Raw genomic sequence first — 15,857 nt, forward strand, 5'->3', positions numbered from 1 at the left:
AGGTGTTGAATTACCAAAGGGCTGATGCACCGGCGAATCGTCGGCTATTGGGAGGCCTATTTCATAGCGACAGTAGAGAATCGCTGTTGGTCTGCCAGGCAATAGCGATTCTGGACGACCTGGCAACTCCCGAGCTCATCAACCAGGTTGTCGACGAGGACGATCACATTATCGCGCGCGCCATCGGCCGACTGCGCGATTCCGGGTTGCTGTCCGGGCTCAGGTTCCCCGACCCCGGACTACGCCGCAGTGTGCTGGATCGGACCTCGCCGGACGTCAGTGCGTGGCTGCACCACCGGATTGCCGACGTGCTGCACCGTCAGGGCGCGGCGCCGAGTACCGTCGCGCAATTCCTCGTCAAGTCCGGATACGCGCGCTTTCCCGGAGCGGTGGCGGTGTTGCGGGCTGCCGCCGACTCCGCACTGCTGCACAACCAGACCGGTTCGGCCGTGAAGTTCTTGGAACTCGCCTATCGCGTCAGTACCCATGTCGACGATCGAACCGCCATCGCGGCGATGCTGGTGTCGGTGGAATGGCGGGCCAATCCCTCGGTGGCGACGCGTAACTTCGGCCGACTGTGGTCCGCGGCCCGCAACGAACGGCTGGCGCCCGCGTATCTGGTGACCTTGGTCATCCACTTGCTGTGGCAGGGCCGCGACGACGACGCCCACGAGGCTTTGCTGACACTGCGCGCGCAGACGCACGATCCAGATCGAACCATCGAGTTCCTGTGGTCCTGGCTCGCCTTCACTCATCCCGAGGCAGCGCCGGGCGATGCCCCCGAACGCTTCGCCATCGATCGGACCGATCCTGCGATCTCGCCGTACGAACATGCGGTCGATGTCCTGCGCGGCATGATGTCCGGTGCGGATCAACGGAATTCGGTTTTCGCCGCGCAGTCGATCCTGAACCATCATCGGCTCGGTGCTGCCACGATCGACGCTCTGGTCGTGGCTGTGGAGGGCCTGATCCATGTCGGCAACCTCAACGACGCCGAGGCGTGGTGCGACACCTTGCTCGCCGAGGCGGTGGCTCGACGAGCACCCACCTGGCAGGCGCTGTTCACCGCCCTACGCGCGGAGATCTCGCTGCGGGAGGGGGATATGCCGCACGCCGTGCAATACGGGCTGGACGCACTGAATCTGGTTCCGGCGAAGGGGCTCGGAACCCGGATCGGGCGTCCCCTGGCCTGCCTGATTCGCGGGCTCACCGCGACCATGCAGTACGACGAGGTCCGCAGGCAACTCGACCGCCCGGTGCCGGAGGCGATGTTCCGATCCCGATACGGACTGCTGTACCTGCACGCGCGCGGTCACTACCATCTCGCGGTCGGCGATCATGATCGGGCGTTGCACGATTTCGAGCGCTGTGGAGCGCTGATGCGGGGCTGGGGGCTGGATCTACCGCAACTGGTGCCCTGGCGAAACGATCTCGCCGAAACCTACCTGGCCATGGGTCGGCCCGAAGCAGCGGGCGACTACGCGAACGAACATCTGCGGCATCTGGAGCGCACCGCGAAACTGCATCGTACGAGGGGTGTCTCGCTGCGACTGCTGGCCTTGACGACCACGGGTGAGAACCGGGTGCGGGTCTTGCGGTCGGCCGCGGCCATCGCCCGTGACCACGGCGACAGGTACGAACTCGCGCGTGCTCTCGGCGAACTCGGGGTCGCCTACGACACGCTCGGACAACCTCGGCGCGCCCAATCGCTGCGCCGCACCGCGACCCGTTTGATCAAGGAAACCACCGCGAGTGCTCCGCGTGCGACGGAGCCGACGGTCGTCGCGATCGAAGACGCTGCGGGCGGGGGTGCTGAGCAACTCAGTACCGCCGAGCGCCGCGTCGCCGAATTGGCCGCCGGGGGGATGCGCAACAGGGAGGTCGCGGTGGAACTCGGGATCACGATCAGCACGGTCGAGCAGCATCTCACCCAGGTCTACCGGAAGCTGCACGTCAAACGGCGCACCGAATTGAGATTTCTGATCCAGTCACCTGCCCCGGACCACGGCGGCGAGCAGAGAGAGATCTGACGGTGGACGGTAGCGGCGTCCTCTGACTTCGTTGTCGGCCGACTCGGCCGGATACCCGCACGCCGGGCCGGAGCTCAGGGGATTCGATCACGGGTGTAGGCACAGTGCCTCGCGTGGCGTCCCTTGGATTCCAGCAGCCGTCGCAACGCCTGTAGGAGATGGTGGCGATGGCTGGTCCGAAATACACACCGGCGCAGAAGGATTTGTTCTTCGATCTGCTCGACCGTGGTGGCAGATGACGACGGTGGGCCGTGGCCCCGAGCCCTGCCATGGCCCCTGGGGCTCGATGTAGGTTCCGGTGACTGCGGCGGGAGAGCTGTCCTGATACTGCGTCGTGTACATGACACGCGTGGATATCGCCGACGCACTCCGGCCAGTATTCGACCAGCTCGCTACCCACCCGCGGCCGGGTTGTTGATCGTGGCCGATCAACCGAACAGCATCGGTGTCCTGTCGGTCACTGTCAGGCGCGCTTGCGGCCATGACATCGCTACCGGCCCGGGCTGTCTATGGGTCGAACCGCCGATCTCTCCCCTGCCGGTCCAAGGCCGACGCCAGCGATGAACCCTCACCGAGCTCCGGTGCCCTCGTCGGATTCGACGCCGACCTCGCCGGGGAAGCGACCCGCACCAGCGACCGCATCCACGGCCCGCTCACCGCCATCCCCCCGCCCTCGGACCCAGGAATCCTGGGCGACTTCTCACGCGTCGAGAGGGAGCGCGTCGGCAGCCACACGGGCGATCTCTTGGGGAGAGATATCCCGGACATGCTGCGATAACGCCCATCGATGCCCGAACGGATCGAGGATCTCACCATTGTAGTGGCCCCACTGGTTGTTCCGGATCGGGCGAAACACCACTGCCCCGGCGTGGACAGCCCGCTGCCACAGAACAGCCAGTTCGCCGGTGGCCAGATGCAACGCACAGTAGGTGCCGCCCAGTGTGAGCGGCGAGGTGATCCCCAAGTGTGGGAACTCGTCCACCACGCACACGGGCATTTGCCCGAATTCGAGCTCGATCACCAAGACCCTGCCGTCCGGAAGTGCGATGCGAGCCCTTTCCGCAGCACCCAGGGCGTCGCAGTACCACCTGGCGGCAGCGACCGCATCGCGGACGACCAGCTGTGGTGTGATGCAGAGTATTTCAGAGTCTCCATTGGTTGTGGTCATGATAGAGCTCCTAGATTTTGCGCGGTGGGGTGTGATCGACCGCGATTGCGGCCATCGCGCGTCAAGATCGGGACGCGGTGCTCGACGGTGGGCCGCCGCTCAGGCTCGATTGTCCGGGGCAGCTGATGCCGTGTTCGCCGGGGGATCCGCTCGGATACGCGGTCTGACCACGGCCAGCACCACCGCGGGCACGGCATCGCCGAAAGTCGATCTGCTGTGGGCGCTCGCCGCGGTGAAACCGAGGACTCTATGATCGGGCGGCGATTGCCGAGCGGGATCATTCCAGGGGCTCGCTGAAGATCACGATGTTGCCACCGGAGTCGCGCGGATCCACGACCAACTGCCCGTGCCGTTCGGTGAACAGAACATGATGGCTGGTCAGGTGCGCGCGGGTGGCGGCAAGGCTTGTCACCTCGGTCACGAATCCGACAAGTCCGGGATCGGGGGTGTCACACCCCGGATACAAGGCGCCGATCCGCTGCGGGGAAAACACGGAGATGCGTGTATCGTCGCCGAAATCGACCAGGAAGTAATGAGGATCGACCATGCCGTATCGCTGGCCGGTATATAGGTCGTACTTGCGGGCGTAGCGCTCCGGGTCGCCGGCGCACACGATCGTCTCGCTGATCCGGCGAGCCCCGTTGGGGTGGCTCGTGTGCCGTGATTGCAGCACCAGTTCGGGAGTCAGGTGCTGCGCGAACTCGATCAGGCCTTCGGGGTTGCCCGGATGGGGAAACGAGAATGCCAACACCTGCATCAACTGCGGGCCGACAGGAGTGTCGATGTCGCGCTGGTATCTTCTGATGTCGTCGCAGGGCACCGCGTGCGCGGTCAAACGATCTCGCAGCAATTCGATGTCGTCGGTGGCCAGATGCATCAGGCACATGCCCTCGTAGCGGCCGCGAATGTTGTCTGTGCTGTAGCCCCCACCGCCCTGGGATATCCACCCCCATGCCTGCGGGTCGGTGTGCGGGAGGACCTCGAGGTAGTTCGTTTCGAAGATCGCGGTGCGATATCGCGTGCCGAACACATCGGGTTCGACGGTTGTCTCCAGCCTCATTCTGGGCTGGGGCACCGCGACGAAGGAGAAGCCGAGGCGCTCGTAGGTGGCGATGGTCCATTCCATGTCGTGGGTGATCAGGCCCACATGGTGGAAATCGGTGGCAGTGGCGGTCATTGTCTTTCTCGCTTTCCAGGCAAGAGTGGTTTCGGGCGCCGAGGTCTCTCGATGTGCAGGTCCACGGCGTGGGCACGCTCGGACGTGCGTGTGGCATCACACCCCTAACTCATTGGTCGCTCGGCACACGCGAGCAGATGGCGCCGGGTCCACTCCACTGGAGTCATGCCGTCGGCGACCGGCTCGGTGGCGTAGCGGAGGTGCACGCCGGAGGCATGGAAATCCGACAAACGCTGCACCCACTGCTGGTTGTGGGCCCATTGCTGCTGCAGGACCTCCTGCGGTCCTCCGCTGCGCAACAGCGCGTCCCACAGGTGACCGAATTCGCGCTGATAGTCCTGGGCGCGAGCAGGGTCGGCCTCGGAGATGCGGACCGCGAATCCCGCCAGCCGGGTCACGAAGTCCTGCGTCGGCGTCGCGCAGTACAGATCCCCAGTCAGGCAGAACGTGTGCACGACCGGGGTCAGCTGCCCGAAGCCGCCGATCCGCGGCCCGGCCGCGCCTTCGCCCGGTACCGCGGGACCCACGAGCGGGTCGTCGGCAGCCCGGCGAGGGTCGGACAGCAAACCCACTGCCACGACCCGGGCCGGGTCGATGGCAGTGCCGCCGGCGCCGATCTCGGCAGCTAGGTCGCCGGCCGCGTCGGCGCCCTGGCTGTAGCCGAGCAAGCCGATCCTTGTGTTCGGGCAGCGCAGCGCCATCGTCTCGATCAGCGCTGCGGCGCGGTCGCGCGCGATCCGTTTGGATACCCCGTACACCTCGGTTTCCCATGGGAACCCGGTGGCGGGATAGGCGACGATGTCGGCAACGATCCCAGCGGGAAGACCAGCGACCGCTGCGCCCAGCATGCCCTGATCGGGGTTGTTCTCGGCAACGGCAGCGGGTTCCCAGGTTCCCGGTATCGCCACGACATATTCGACCGGGCACTGCGGCGTCGGCTCGGCACCGGACTGCCCTGAGATCCCATCGATCGTCGCCGCCGCGATCACGCACGCAGTCCCGATCAGCGCGGCCAGCCGTGGCACGGTGCCGTATGCACCCGGTGCCCTACGCGAGAGGTTCATTCGATACCGCCCCCGCTGTCATGGCCCGCATCACAGCCGGTCGGTGTGTCGCGGCTCGACCAGCTCGGCCAGTGCACGCCGGAATAACGCGAGTGCGCGAACACCGGTCGCCCGTCCTTCCTGCTGGCCTCCCTGAGAAGTCGACCAGGTCCTGTGCAGTGCTCGTGAGCACCGCGTCCAGGGACTCGCTGAGTTCGGTTCGCCTCGTGACCGAGCACCGCCCCTCGGCGGGGTTGCAGATGTAGCGGCGATCGTGCCAGCCGCCCTTGCGGATCATGCGTGCCCGCCGGACCCGGGTCGCGAAACTCCTCACTGATCCGGTGGGTTCCCGACACACGCACAAGCTCGCAAGGACAACTGGCGCGGGCGGCGAGCATGTGCAGACGATCCGGCCTGACCAGCCGAGCGAAGCAGGGCCCGATCATGGGATCGACCGGGTGAGGGGCATGTTGACCCAGCTAGGTGCGGCAGGGTCCAGACGCAGATGCTCGGGCTTGAGTTCAGTGGCGGCCAGGACCAAACTCGGGGGGAGACCCTTGGGGAAGTTGCTGGCGTAGACGTTGATGCGCAGTCGGTGTCCGGGTTGCAGAACTGCCTCGATCGGCGTCATGGCGATGTCCAGGGTCACTGGAACACCCGGCTCGGTAAGAACTCGCTTGTCCAGGTCGAGGAAGTAGCGCGGCTCGGTGTAGTCACCGTTAGCTGATTTGGTGCTGATCGAGTCATCGATCTGGTTCAGCGAGGCCACCAGCTGACCGCCGGAAATCTCGCGTGAGGTGCCGTCGGGTGCCACATCGTTGACCGTGGCCACCCAGTACCCGTCGCTGGCATCGTGCACCACGTTGAGGTGCACGTTGATAGGTCCGGACACGATGGTCGGTTCGGTGACCGGGTTGGTGGTGAAGGTCAATCCTTCGGACTCCCAGATGCGGGAGTCCTTGGTGCAGGCATCGATGACCGCCGTGGCGCCACCGGTGATGCGTGCGGTGCCGCGACTGCATATACTCAGCAAGCCCGGTGCCACAGTCAGGTCACGTACCCCCGACTGGCGTGCGGTCTCCGAGAGTCCGCCGTCGTACCTGGCGTGCGGGCTGGTTCCCGAGGGAATGTCGTCGAGGTACAGGCGTCGATAGGTCGCCTCCGTGCGCGGGAAGTCCGGGACGGTAGTCCAGCCGCCACCTTGTTGCTTGACGGTGAGTGGACTGTATTTATCGATTCCATTGTCGATACCGCGCAGCCAATGGTCGAACCAGGCGCGTTGCAGTACGTCCAACCGCGGTGGCATACCTGGGCTGCCGAACCCGCCGACTCCGGCTCCGATGTGATACCCGTCGCCCATGATCAGCTTCTTCTGGTCCTCCGGCAACGGGATCGCGTTGAAGGTGCTGACGGCGGTGGTGCCGAACAGGTCGTACCAGGCATCAACCATGAAGGTTGGTACCCGAACCTTGCTGACATCGGTCTTGAGTCCGCGCCTGAAACCGGAGTTCGGGTCGACGAGATTGCGGGTTTCCGCGGTGAGCTGCTCAGGGGTCAACGCCGTGTAGCCGTTGATGACAGCACTGAGCAGGGTGAAGGGATCGGCCAGGCGGTCCTTGAACCACTGCAGCTGTTGGTCCGGATCGAACTTGCCCACTATCAGCGAGGTCACGTCCGGGATCATCTTGAGAGTGTTGACTCCCAGCAACCACGGGATCAGGAACGCTGACCCGAATCCACCCCCGCTGCCGGCGATGTCGGTGAACATGTCGGTACTGCCCACGTAGGCGAAGATCGCCTTGAGCCCTGGTGGCATGAGGTCGGTGGCCTCCAGCGCGGCGATCGCGGTGAACGACAAGCCCATGGCCCCGACGTTGCCGTCGCTCCAGGGCTGCCGGGTGATCCAGTCGATCACCTCGGCGATGTCTTGCTTCTCACGATCACCGAACAGCTGCCACTGACCGCCGGAGGTCCCCGTTCCGCGCAGGTCGACCTGGATGAGGGTGTAGCCCGCTTCGGCCAGCGCCCAGTCCTGTACGGCGGCTTCCATTGCCCCGCTGTTGACCTGCTGGAGGATTTCGAACACCCCGTCCAGCCCCACACCCGGCAGATTCAGCGACGCCACCCAATCTGCGAGCGGTTGCTTGATACCCAAGCTGTCCGCGGAGTACAGCACCGCCTGTGCCACCAGCATCGGCAACTTGCCGTATCCCTGCATTTGCAGGATCACAGGGCGGCGGCCATCCGCGACACGGCCGTCGATCGCCGGATGGATGATGTCGCCCTTGAGGACGGTCCCGTCATCCATGGTGATAGGAACCGCGAGGTCGGCGGTGATCCCGTTGTACGGCTGCGGGCCGTCGACCGCGGCGTTCCACTGGGCTGCATAGGCACCGCCGTCGATCCCGGTGAATTCCCCGCCTGGGTCACCGATCGCCGAGGGGGCCGCGATCGTCGCACACACCGCCAACACCACCGCGGCGGACAACAACCGTACGAGCAGCGCCGCACGCCCCCTCGTCCTCCGATACCTAGACATTCATCGCTCCTGTGCTCCGAGGGGATCGGTTCAAGTATCCGATACACCTGAATCAGTAACTAGGATGCGAGAGTACTGCTAGCACACCCCACAAGTCGAGAATTTGGCCGAAACTTGTCAAACCTGCCGCGGCGACCGGCTTCCTCATGACGGTCGAGGACACGAGCAGACCGATACACTCGATCGACCACAGGAATTCGACCGAAAGCCGGGGCGCAGTAGGACCATGAATCCAAGACCTACTGCCGCCGAATCCACCGACGGTCGGCTCGTCCGGTGGGACGAGCACAAACTCCAACGTCGCGCCCACATCATCGAGTCGGCGATCGCGGAAGTCCGCGAGACCGGGCCGGGCGCGAGCGTGACGCAGATCGCCAAACGGGCAGGGCTGACACGCGCCAGCGTGTACCGCATGTTCGACAGTCCTGAGCGGATGTACCGCGAGATCGGACGCACCATCACCGCGCAGTACCTGGCCGACTTCGGCGCCGCGATCGCCGCCGAACTCCCGACTATCGAGATGATGGCCGCGGCGATCCACCACTACGTCGAATTCTGTGTCAACGAGCCGGAGCTATACAGGTTCCTGAGCAGGATGTGGACCGACTACGACGAGCGCTCGGTCGCGCTGCCCGCCCACCAGACGATGGCTAAGATCATGGTGGCCGCGTTCGGCAGCCGACCGGAGTTCGCGCCGATCGACGGGCTGGAGGAGCTCGCTTACGGTTCGATCGCACTCATGGAATCGGCCGTCGCCCGATGGGTGCGCGAGCCTGTTGATACTCGCGAGGACCGAGCCTCCCTCGAACGACGGCTGACGCGCTGGATCGACGCGCTGCGCCACAGCGAGGCGACGACCGCATCCCGGTCCTCCAGCCGCACTTCGTGATGCTCCATTCTCGATGGCGGGTTGGTCAAAACAGCTCGCCAGTCGCACTGCGAGCCTGGACACCGACCTCGAGTACTCCTAGCGCCACCGCGTGCTGCTGATCGAGCAGCTCGCACACCATGTCGGAGAAGCGTTGGGGCTGCTGGAGACGGCAGAACGGCTCTCTCGCCTGCCCGACAGCGCCGGAGCGTGGGCCGGACGGAGAATTCTGAGAATCGGATTCGCCAACCCGACTCTCAGGTCTTGGCGGTGCGAATCGCTGAAACACTCGATGACAAGGCACGTACCCATCCCGCCCTGGCGGGCATAGACCTTCTCATTCGCTGCGTCAGCACTGCAGTGGCCCGCGACTTCAAAGTTGAGATCCTCAAACCAGACCCGCCCGCGCGCGCCGAATACGCCTCCATTAGCGACATGGCCATCTCAGCCCAACAGTGAAGACCCTCTCCGACTTGGTTCGGAGAGGGGTCTATTCTTCGGAAGACTACGGCCGGTGATCATCCAGCCCCTCCAGCCGGTCCATTGATATGAACCGGAACCCCAGGCTCTCAGAGCGAACCTGGTCAGGGCTGCGTGGAATGTCACTGCCGCAGTGGTGTCGAGGGGCTGCACGATGCTCCGAAACATCGACCGATCGTGGGTCTGTCAGTGACAGGCCATTCTGACCGCCGAATTCCTGGCCGAGGCAGGCGATCTCGCCCGGCTCGCCAGCGCTGACCAGCTCGCCTCCGCTGCCGGGCTGGCGCCGGTGCTGCAACAGTCCGGCAAGATGCACTACCTGCGACGCGCGACCGCGGGCAGCAAGACGATGAAGTTCGTCTTCTACCAGTCCGCGTTGGCCGCGATCCGCTCCGACCCGGCCAGCAAAGCTTTCTACGCCCGAAAACGCGCCGAAGGCAAACGGCCATCATCAAGCCCTCATCGCGCTGGCCAGACGCCGCGTCAACGTCTTGCACGCACTGCTGCATACCCGCCAGCCCTACCGGGCCGACTACCGCGCAACCGCTACTGCCGCTTGACAAAAACATTAGGCAGCTTCTGGACCAATCTGGGAACTTCTGTTGTGCGAAGGGAGGGCTCGTTGGCAGGACCAGGGTGAACCCAGCTATCCCGCGAGTTCTGTACGCCCCGCCCATCAAATGTCACCGAGGACGCCACGAGCATGTGCCGATCTTCCAAGCCGCGCACCGACGCCGAGCTGCGCCGCCAGTTCGAATGGGCACTCGGTGAAGCCCAGCGGGGCCGCAGCCGGACCCACTTTTTGCTCAACAGTGACGTGCAGGACGCGCTGCTCGAGATCATGGACGCCACACCAGACGTATCAGCGGATCTGATCGCCGCGGCCCAGTCCGCGTTCGCCGACCAACTCGCCGGGGTCGGGCGGAACATACGCGATACCGAATTCAAGGAGCTGTTCGAGCAGTCGCGCCGATCGGGGTGATCCACAGGTTCGCGGTGGTACGACACTGACTTTGACCCAGCGAGTTGGGTTCTGGCCGTCCTGCTATCTGTCCGGTGTGGTCTAGTTGTTGCGGGTCAGGACATTGCTGACGGCAGTACGAGCTCCGAGTGCATCGATGCTCGGGTGACGTCGATCCGGGCTATACGACCGTCACGAGTGGTGATGTCGATGACTGCGAGTATGTGACCGCCCGGGGCGATGACGTGCATCGCGCGACCGTTGACGAGCATCGATGTGCTGGCGCGGATTCGGTCGGCGAACAGTTTCGTCTCCTCGGCGACAGTGCGGGCACCGGTAACGAGGGTTGGAGTATCCGGAGGGATGAGCGCGGTATCGACGACACGCGCACAGTCGTCGGTCATTAGGGCAACCATCCGGTCGATATCGCCACCGGCAGCTGCGGCAAGGAACGCGTCGACGACTGCACTGTCGACAGTCATTGCTGTCGTCGACGCGGGCTCGGGCTGTTCGATTCGCTTGCGTGCCCGGCTGGCGTGCTTCTTCGCGTTGCCCGGGCTGGTGTCCAGAGTCTGGGCAACTTCACGAAACGGGACATCAAACAGGTCGTGGAGAACGTACGCGACGCGCTGCGAGGGCGTCAGGAGATCGAGGACCACCATCAATGCGCGGGAGACGTTCTCCCGCGTGAGGTAGCGTTCGTCCGCCGCAAGGGCCTCTGCAGGAACCATGTCCGCGAGCAGCGGCTCTTCGCGGCGACGGTTCCGCATTCGTAGCTGGTCGAGGCACACGCGGGTAAGCACGGTTGTAAGCCAGGCAGCCGGGTTACGAAGCTCCTCGGCTTCTGCGGTCGATGCTTTGATCCAAGTGCTCTGCACGGCGTCTTCCGCATCATGGATGGATCCGAGCAACCGGAACGCCATCGCCGTCAGCTGCGGCCGGGCCGCTTCGAACTCCACGATCAGTACCACCAGAGGTCACCTTTCCAGGGCGCGAGACGTCGGACGGACGAGACCACCAATCTCACATCCGACCGTCCACCCCCAGAGGAGACACTCGCTGATGAGCGTACAGATAGTCCGATTCCGCACCAGTCCCGAACAAGCCACCGCAGTCGCCGAACAGATCCGAGCAGTGTTCTCCGCTGTGCGCGCCACAGCCCCGCAGGGCATGCATTACACGGCTTTGCGGGAGACCGACCAACCGGTGTTCACCCCTATTCTCGAGCTCTCTGACGGAGCGGAAAACCCGCTGCCGTCGATTCCCTCCGCGGCGGCCTTCCGGGACTGGCTACCCAGCCGGACCGGCGACTACCCGGTACCAAGATCGTGCACCATCGTGGGCAGGTACAGCGCATGACGACGGCCCTGTTCGTCGCCACGATCGTGTGCATTGCGGCGAACGCCTCCATCGCTGTCGCCGACTACGCCAAGGCGGAGTTCGTGCTGAAGAACTCCTCCGAAGTACATCTCCCCAACCGCGTTCTGCCCTACCTCGCGACGTTGAAGCTGGCCGGAGCTATCGGTCTGGTCGTTGGTCTCACCGTGGCGCCCTGGCTCGGCGTCGCTGCCGGCACCGGTTTGGTCCTGTTCTTCATCGGTGCCGTCGTCGCCCACATCCGTGCCCGCGTCTTCTACAACCTCGCCTTTCCTAGCCTGTACCTGCTTCTCGCGGTAGCGTCGGCCGCCTACATGCTCCACCTGACAGTCGGATCGTGACTCACGCGAACGCGCCGCTATCGGTCGAGGGGCGTCGACGACTCGTCGAACGTTGTCGCACGAGGCCGATCGCGGATGTGGCCGCCGAGATGGGGATCTCCCGCGCATCGAAGTGGGTGAATCGATCGCGCAGATACGGAGAGGCCGGGCTGGTTGACCGATCGTCCACCCCACGCCGCCAACCGACCGCGACTCCGCCAGGTGTGATTGAGGAGATCGAATTCTGGCGTCGGGAGCGGAAATGGTCAGCTTCCCGGATCGCGTTCGAAATCAACGAGACCGGAGTGCAGGTCAGTCGCCGCACCGTTACTCGGATCATCGACTGTCTCGGTCTCAACCGCAGGAGGTTCATCGACCCCAATGGCGACGCTAACCGCACATCGCGGCGGATCCTCGCGAAGCGACCGGGGCACCTGGTGAACCGCCCCGCAATCCGCGATATCAACGAATCCAACTCGGCCACAACATGATCCAACACCACGCAACAGATCTACCAGCACCGACCGCCCCAACGCCGTTGCAGTACTAGCGCGATCCCCAGTTCTGCGTCGATGGCGAGTCCGAAGGCGAAGCTGCGGCCGCAGTCGATCGCCGTGGACGCCCGTACGGTGTTGGTCGTGGTGTCGCCCGCGAAGATCTTGTCGCCATTGCCGTGTGTTGTCGAGTACACGGTATTTGCGGCTGGATCGACGACAGCTGTCAATGCGATGATGTCGAGTTCGGCGTCCGCGAACAGCCCGACTGCCGGTGTCGATGACCGACAGTGCGGCGCTCCGCGCGTTCGCCACATACACCGACTGTGTCGACGTATCGACTGCCAGCCCCGATCGGCCCCGCTTCGATATTCGTCGTCGTGAGCAAGACCCGCTTGTTCGTATCGAGCACGGCAACCGAACCGTCGGTTCCGTTCGAGACGTAGGCGAAGCCGGCGGGATCGATCACGACGCTCTTCGCGCCTGCCCCGGTCGCGATGGTCGCCAGGATCGTGCCGGGCGGATTCAGAGGTGCTGCTGTCTCGGTGGAAATACTTGGGCTACTTGGCTTCTCACTGCTCATCGCGGCGACCCCGATCGCTGTCGCACCCACGAGTAGCGCCGCCAACACTGCGCCGACTACCGCCCTGCGCATGCTTCGGTGCGGTTGGTGCGCGCGTGCTACGTCCGGCGCCATGCTGACAGTCGCGGTGGCGCGACCTCGGTGACAGCCAGCCGCCCGGGCGTTTGCACGGCGGCGCGCGCGGCCCGACGACCCCGACCTTCGGCCCGACCTCATGAGTGTCGTCAACTGGATGTGCCGCCGCCCGAGATGACCTGGCGAGCGACGATCTCAGGACACCCACTCGGCCATGACATCGGCCAGCGCGTCGACACCGGTGTGGCAGTCGGCGGGCTCTGCGTATTCGACGGGGGAGTGCGAGACTCCCGTGGGATTACGGACGAACAGCATGGCGGTAGGAACTTTGGCCGACAGGATTCCGGCGTCGTGCCCGGCCGCCGTCGGCAGTACCGGGATCTCGCCGAGGTGGCCGAGCGCTGATTGCAGCCGCTCACGGGTGTCGGAAGGGAATTCGACGATCGGCGTGATCGATTCCGCCTCCGACCGCAAGCCGATCCGGTCGGCCGCGGCATGCCCGTGGATCTCGCGGGTGATGTGGTCGACGAGTTCGGTCAGCGTCGCTTCGTCGGCGGCGCGGGCGTCGAGCCAGGCTTTGATCTCAGAGGGAATCGCGTTGGCGCCGTTGGGAAGTACCCGCACCTTGCCGAACGTGGCGACCGCATCGTGCAGCGCGGCGGCTGCCCGCGCGGTGTGGACCGACGAGGCGAAGGTGAGCATGGGATCCCGCCGGTCGACGAGCCGGGTCGCGCCCGCGTGATTGGCCTCGCCAGTGAACGTGAACAGCCATCGACCGTGCGGCCAGATCGACGACGCCACCGCGAGGGGCGCATCGATGAGATCGAGCGCGCGCCCCTGTTCGACATGCAGTTCGACGTAGACGCCGACGCGTTCGGTGAGCGCGGGATCGGCGCCGAGGTGGGCGGGATCGCGACCCGCGCCGGTGAGCGCCTCGGCGAGGGTGATTCCGTCGGCGTCGCGAAGGCGCAGTGCCCGTTCGGGGTTCAGGGCACCGCAGGTCAATTGTGAACCGATACAGGCAACTCCGAAGCGCGCGCCTTCCTCGTCGGTGAACGCGGTCACGGCGACCGGACGGGTCGGCACGATGCCACGCGCCCGTACGACATCGACGGCGGCGAAGGCCGAGACCACACCGAGCGGCCCGTCGAACGCCCCGCCGTCGGGCACCGAGTCCAGGTGGGAACCGGTGACGAAGGCGTCACGCGGCTCGCCGGTCCACCCGGCAGGCAGCCACCAGGCCCAGAGGTTGCCGTTGCGGTCCTCCTCGACGGTCATCGAGCGCCGGTTCGCCTCGTCGGTAAACCATTCGCGTAGCGTCATGTCCGCGTCGTTCCAGGCGAAGCGCCGGTAGCCGCCGGTCGACGGCTCGCGGCCGACGTCGAGGATGGACGCCCACATGGCGTCGAAGGTGTCTGTCATGACCGGCCGGGGATCCAGGTCGTGCCCGCCAGCGGGACGCGCGCCATGGCCGAGGCCTCGATCGTCAACGCCACCAGATCCTCCGGTTCGAGGTTGCGCAGGTGGGACTTGCCGCACGCGCGGGCGAGGGTCTGCGCCTCCATGGTGAGCACCCGCAGATAGTTCGCCAGTCGGCGGCCGCCTTCGACGGGGTCGAGGTTCCTGGCGAGCTCAGGGTCCTGGGTGGTGATCCCCGCGGGGTCGCGACCGGCCTGGAAGTCGTCGTAGAAGCCCGCGTCGGAGCCGAGTTCGCGGTACTGCTCGGCGAAGCGAGGGCTGTTGTCACCCAACGCGATCAGGGCCGCGGTGCCGATGGCGACCGCGTCGGCACCCAGTGCCATGGCCTTGGCCACGTCGGCGCCGCTGCGGATGCCACCGGAGACGATCAACTGCACCTTGCGGTGCAGACCCATCTCCTGCAACGCCTGCACCGCCTGGGGGATGGCGGCCAGGGTGGGGATCCCGACGTGTTCGATGAACACGTCCTGGGTTGCGGCGGTGCCGCCTTGCATCCCGTCGACGACCACCACGTCGGCGCCTGCTTTCACCGCCAGCTTGACGTCGTAATACGTGCGGGTCGCGCCGACCTTCACATAGATGGGCTTTTCCCAGTTGGTGATCTCGCGCAGTTCGATGATCTTGATGGCGAGGTCGTCGGGCCCGGTCCAGTCGGGGTGGCGGCAGGCACTGCGCTGATCGACGCCGAGGGGCAGTGTGCGCATGCCGGCGACCCGCTCGGTGATCTTCTGGCCGAGCAGCATGCCGCCGCCACCGGGCTTGGCACCCTGTCCGAGCACGATTTCGATGGCGTCGGCCTTGCGTAGGTCATCGGGGTTCATCCCGTAGCGGGACGGGAGATACTGATACACCAGGTGTTTCGACTGACCACGCTCTTCGGGGGTCATCCCGCCGTCGCCGGTGGTCGTGGAGGTGCCGACTTCGCTGGCGCCCCGGCCGAGGGCTTCCTTGGCCTGCCCGGACAGCGCGCCGAAGCTCATTCCGGCGATGGTGATCGGAATGTCGAGGTGTAGTGGGAATTCGGCGTGGCGATCGCCGAGCACCACGTCGCTGCCGCAGCGTTCGCGATAGCCCTCCAGGGGATACCGCGACATCGACGCGCCGAGGAAGAGCAGGTCGTCGAAGTGGGGGAGCTTGCGTTTGGCGCCCCAACCACGGATGTCGTAGATGCCGGTCTCGGCGGCGCGCTGGATCTCGGCGATCACGCCGCGGTCGAAGGTCGCCGATTCGCGCAGGGGCGGGTTGAAGGTCATGGGATCGTCT

The 15,857-nt window shown here is 65.3% G+C and carries 15 protein-coding genes and 1 pseudogene; 8 read left to right on the forward strand and 8 right to left on the reverse strand.

Translation table 11 applies throughout. From position 1 onward, the window contains the following. Positions 1-86 precede the first annotated feature (86 nt). Positions 87-2,030: a LuxR family transcriptional regulator gene (locus BOX37_RS13650; RefSeq protein WP_071927972.1), complete on the forward strand. Its 1,944-nt coding sequence runs from the start codon at positions 87-89 to the stop codon at positions 2,028-2,030. 700 nt (positions 2,031-2,730) lie between these two features. On the opposite strand, the gene BOX37_RS13655 is transcribed toward BOX37_RS13650, so the two are convergent. From BOX37_RS13655 to BOX37_RS13670, 4 genes are all read right to left on the reverse strand, one after another. Further along, positions 2,731-3,198: a VOC family protein gene (locus BOX37_RS13655; RefSeq protein ID WP_071927973.1), complete on the reverse strand. Its 468-nt coding sequence runs from the start codon at positions 3,196-3,198 to the stop codon at positions 2,731-2,733. Positions 3,199-3,475: 277 nt separating this feature from the next. After that, complete coding sequence (locus tag BOX37_RS13660; protein ID WP_071927974.1) at positions 3,476-4,375, reverse strand: VOC family protein; 900 nt, start codon at positions 4,373-4,375, stop codon at positions 3,476-3,478. Between the two features lie 104 nt (positions 4,376-4,479). After that, entirely contained in the window at positions 4,480-5,439 is a 960-nt protein-coding gene (locus BOX37_RS13665) for a cutinase family protein (protein ID WP_084759627.1), read from the reverse strand. A 421-nt stretch (positions 5,440-5,860) separates the two neighbouring features. Continuing rightward, on the reverse strand, positions 5,861-7,957 hold the full coding sequence (locus BOX37_RS13670; RefSeq protein ID WP_071927975.1) for a CocE/NonD family hydrolase: 2,097 nt from the start codon (positions 7,955-7,957) through the stop codon (positions 5,861-5,863). Between the two features lie 226 nt (positions 7,958-8,183). Here BOX37_RS13670 and BOX37_RS13675 point away from each other — a divergent pair, with 226 nt between their 5' ends. The 4 genes from BOX37_RS13675 to BOX37_RS13690 all read left to right on the forward strand — a co-directional run bounded on the left by BOX37_RS13675 (position 8,184) and on the right by BOX37_RS13690 (position 10,287). Beyond that, positions 8,184-8,846: a TetR/AcrR family transcriptional regulator gene (locus BOX37_RS13675; RefSeq protein WP_071927976.1), complete on the forward strand. Its 663-nt coding sequence runs from the start codon at positions 8,184-8,186 to the stop codon at positions 8,844-8,846. A 243-nt stretch (positions 8,847-9,089) separates the two neighbouring features. Beyond that, complete coding sequence (locus tag BOX37_RS13680; RefSeq protein WP_156910391.1) at positions 9,090-9,284, forward strand: hypothetical protein; 195 nt, start codon at positions 9,090-9,092, stop codon at positions 9,282-9,284. 223 nt (positions 9,285-9,507) lie between these two features. Then, a complete protein-coding gene (locus BOX37_RS13685; protein ID WP_420811623.1) occupies positions 9,508-9,945 on the forward strand; it encodes a transposase in 438 nt (145 codons plus the stop codon). Between the two features lie 63 nt (positions 9,946-10,008). Continuing rightward, positions 10,009-10,287 carry a hypothetical protein gene (locus BOX37_RS13690; protein WP_071927979.1) on the forward strand — a complete coding sequence of 93 codons (279 nt, stop codon included), beginning with the start codon at positions 10,009-10,011 and terminating at the stop codon, positions 10,285-10,287. A 95-nt stretch (positions 10,288-10,382) separates the two neighbouring features. Here the strand turns inward: BOX37_RS13690 and BOX37_RS13695 are convergent, their stop codons facing one another. Then, positions 10,383-11,237, reverse strand: coding sequence for a sigma-70 family RNA polymerase sigma factor (locus tag BOX37_RS13695; protein ID WP_071927980.1), 855 nt, complete (start codon positions 11,235-11,237; stop codon positions 10,383-10,385). A 91-nt stretch (positions 11,238-11,328) separates the two neighbouring features. Here BOX37_RS13695 and BOX37_RS13700 point away from each other — a divergent pair, with 91 nt between their 5' ends. The 3 genes and pseudogenes from BOX37_RS13700 to BOX37_RS13710 form a co-directional block, all read left to right on the forward strand. Next, positions 11,329-11,625: an antibiotic biosynthesis monooxygenase gene (locus BOX37_RS13700; protein WP_071927981.1), complete on the forward strand. Its 297-nt coding sequence runs from the start codon at positions 11,329-11,331 to the stop codon at positions 11,623-11,625. Beyond that, positions 11,622-11,984: a DoxX family protein gene (locus BOX37_RS13705; RefSeq protein ID WP_071927982.1), complete on the forward strand. Its 363-nt coding sequence runs from the start codon at positions 11,622-11,624 to the stop codon at positions 11,982-11,984. Before BOX37_RS13700 ends, BOX37_RS13705 begins: the two co-directional genes overlap by 4 nt. Further along, positions 11,981-12,406: pseudogene (locus tag BOX37_RS13710) on the forward strand (helix-turn-helix domain-containing protein); the annotation flags it as partial. The gene BOX37_RS13705 and the pseudogene BOX37_RS13710, both read left to right, overlap by 4 nt. A 277-nt stretch (positions 12,407-12,683) precedes the next feature. Here the strand turns inward: BOX37_RS13710 and BOX37_RS13720 are convergent. The 3 genes from BOX37_RS13720 to BOX37_RS13730 form a co-directional block, all read right to left on the reverse strand. Next, entirely contained in the window at positions 12,684-13,040 is a 357-nt protein-coding gene (locus BOX37_RS13720; RefSeq protein WP_156910392.1) for a YncE family protein, read from the reverse strand. 270 nt (positions 13,041-13,310) lie between these two features. Beyond that, the gene (locus tag BOX37_RS13725) at positions 13,311-14,537 is read right to left on the reverse strand and encodes an allantoate amidohydrolase (RefSeq protein ID WP_071927986.1); all 1,227 of its coding nucleotides are present in this window, start codon (positions 14,535-14,537) and stop codon (positions 13,311-13,313) included. After that, positions 14,534-15,847, reverse strand: a complete 1,314-nt coding sequence (locus tag BOX37_RS13730; protein ID WP_071927987.1) for an FMN-binding glutamate synthase family protein — start codon at positions 15,845-15,847, stop codon at positions 14,534-14,536. The genes BOX37_RS13725 and BOX37_RS13730 overlap by 4 nt, the downstream gene beginning before the upstream one ends. Positions 15,848-15,857: the final 10 nt, after the last annotated feature.

It is taken from the genome of Nocardia mangyaensis (assembly GCF_001886715.1).
Lineage (GTDB): Bacteria > Actinomycetota > Actinomycetes > Mycobacteriales > Mycobacteriaceae > Nocardia > Nocardia mangyaensis.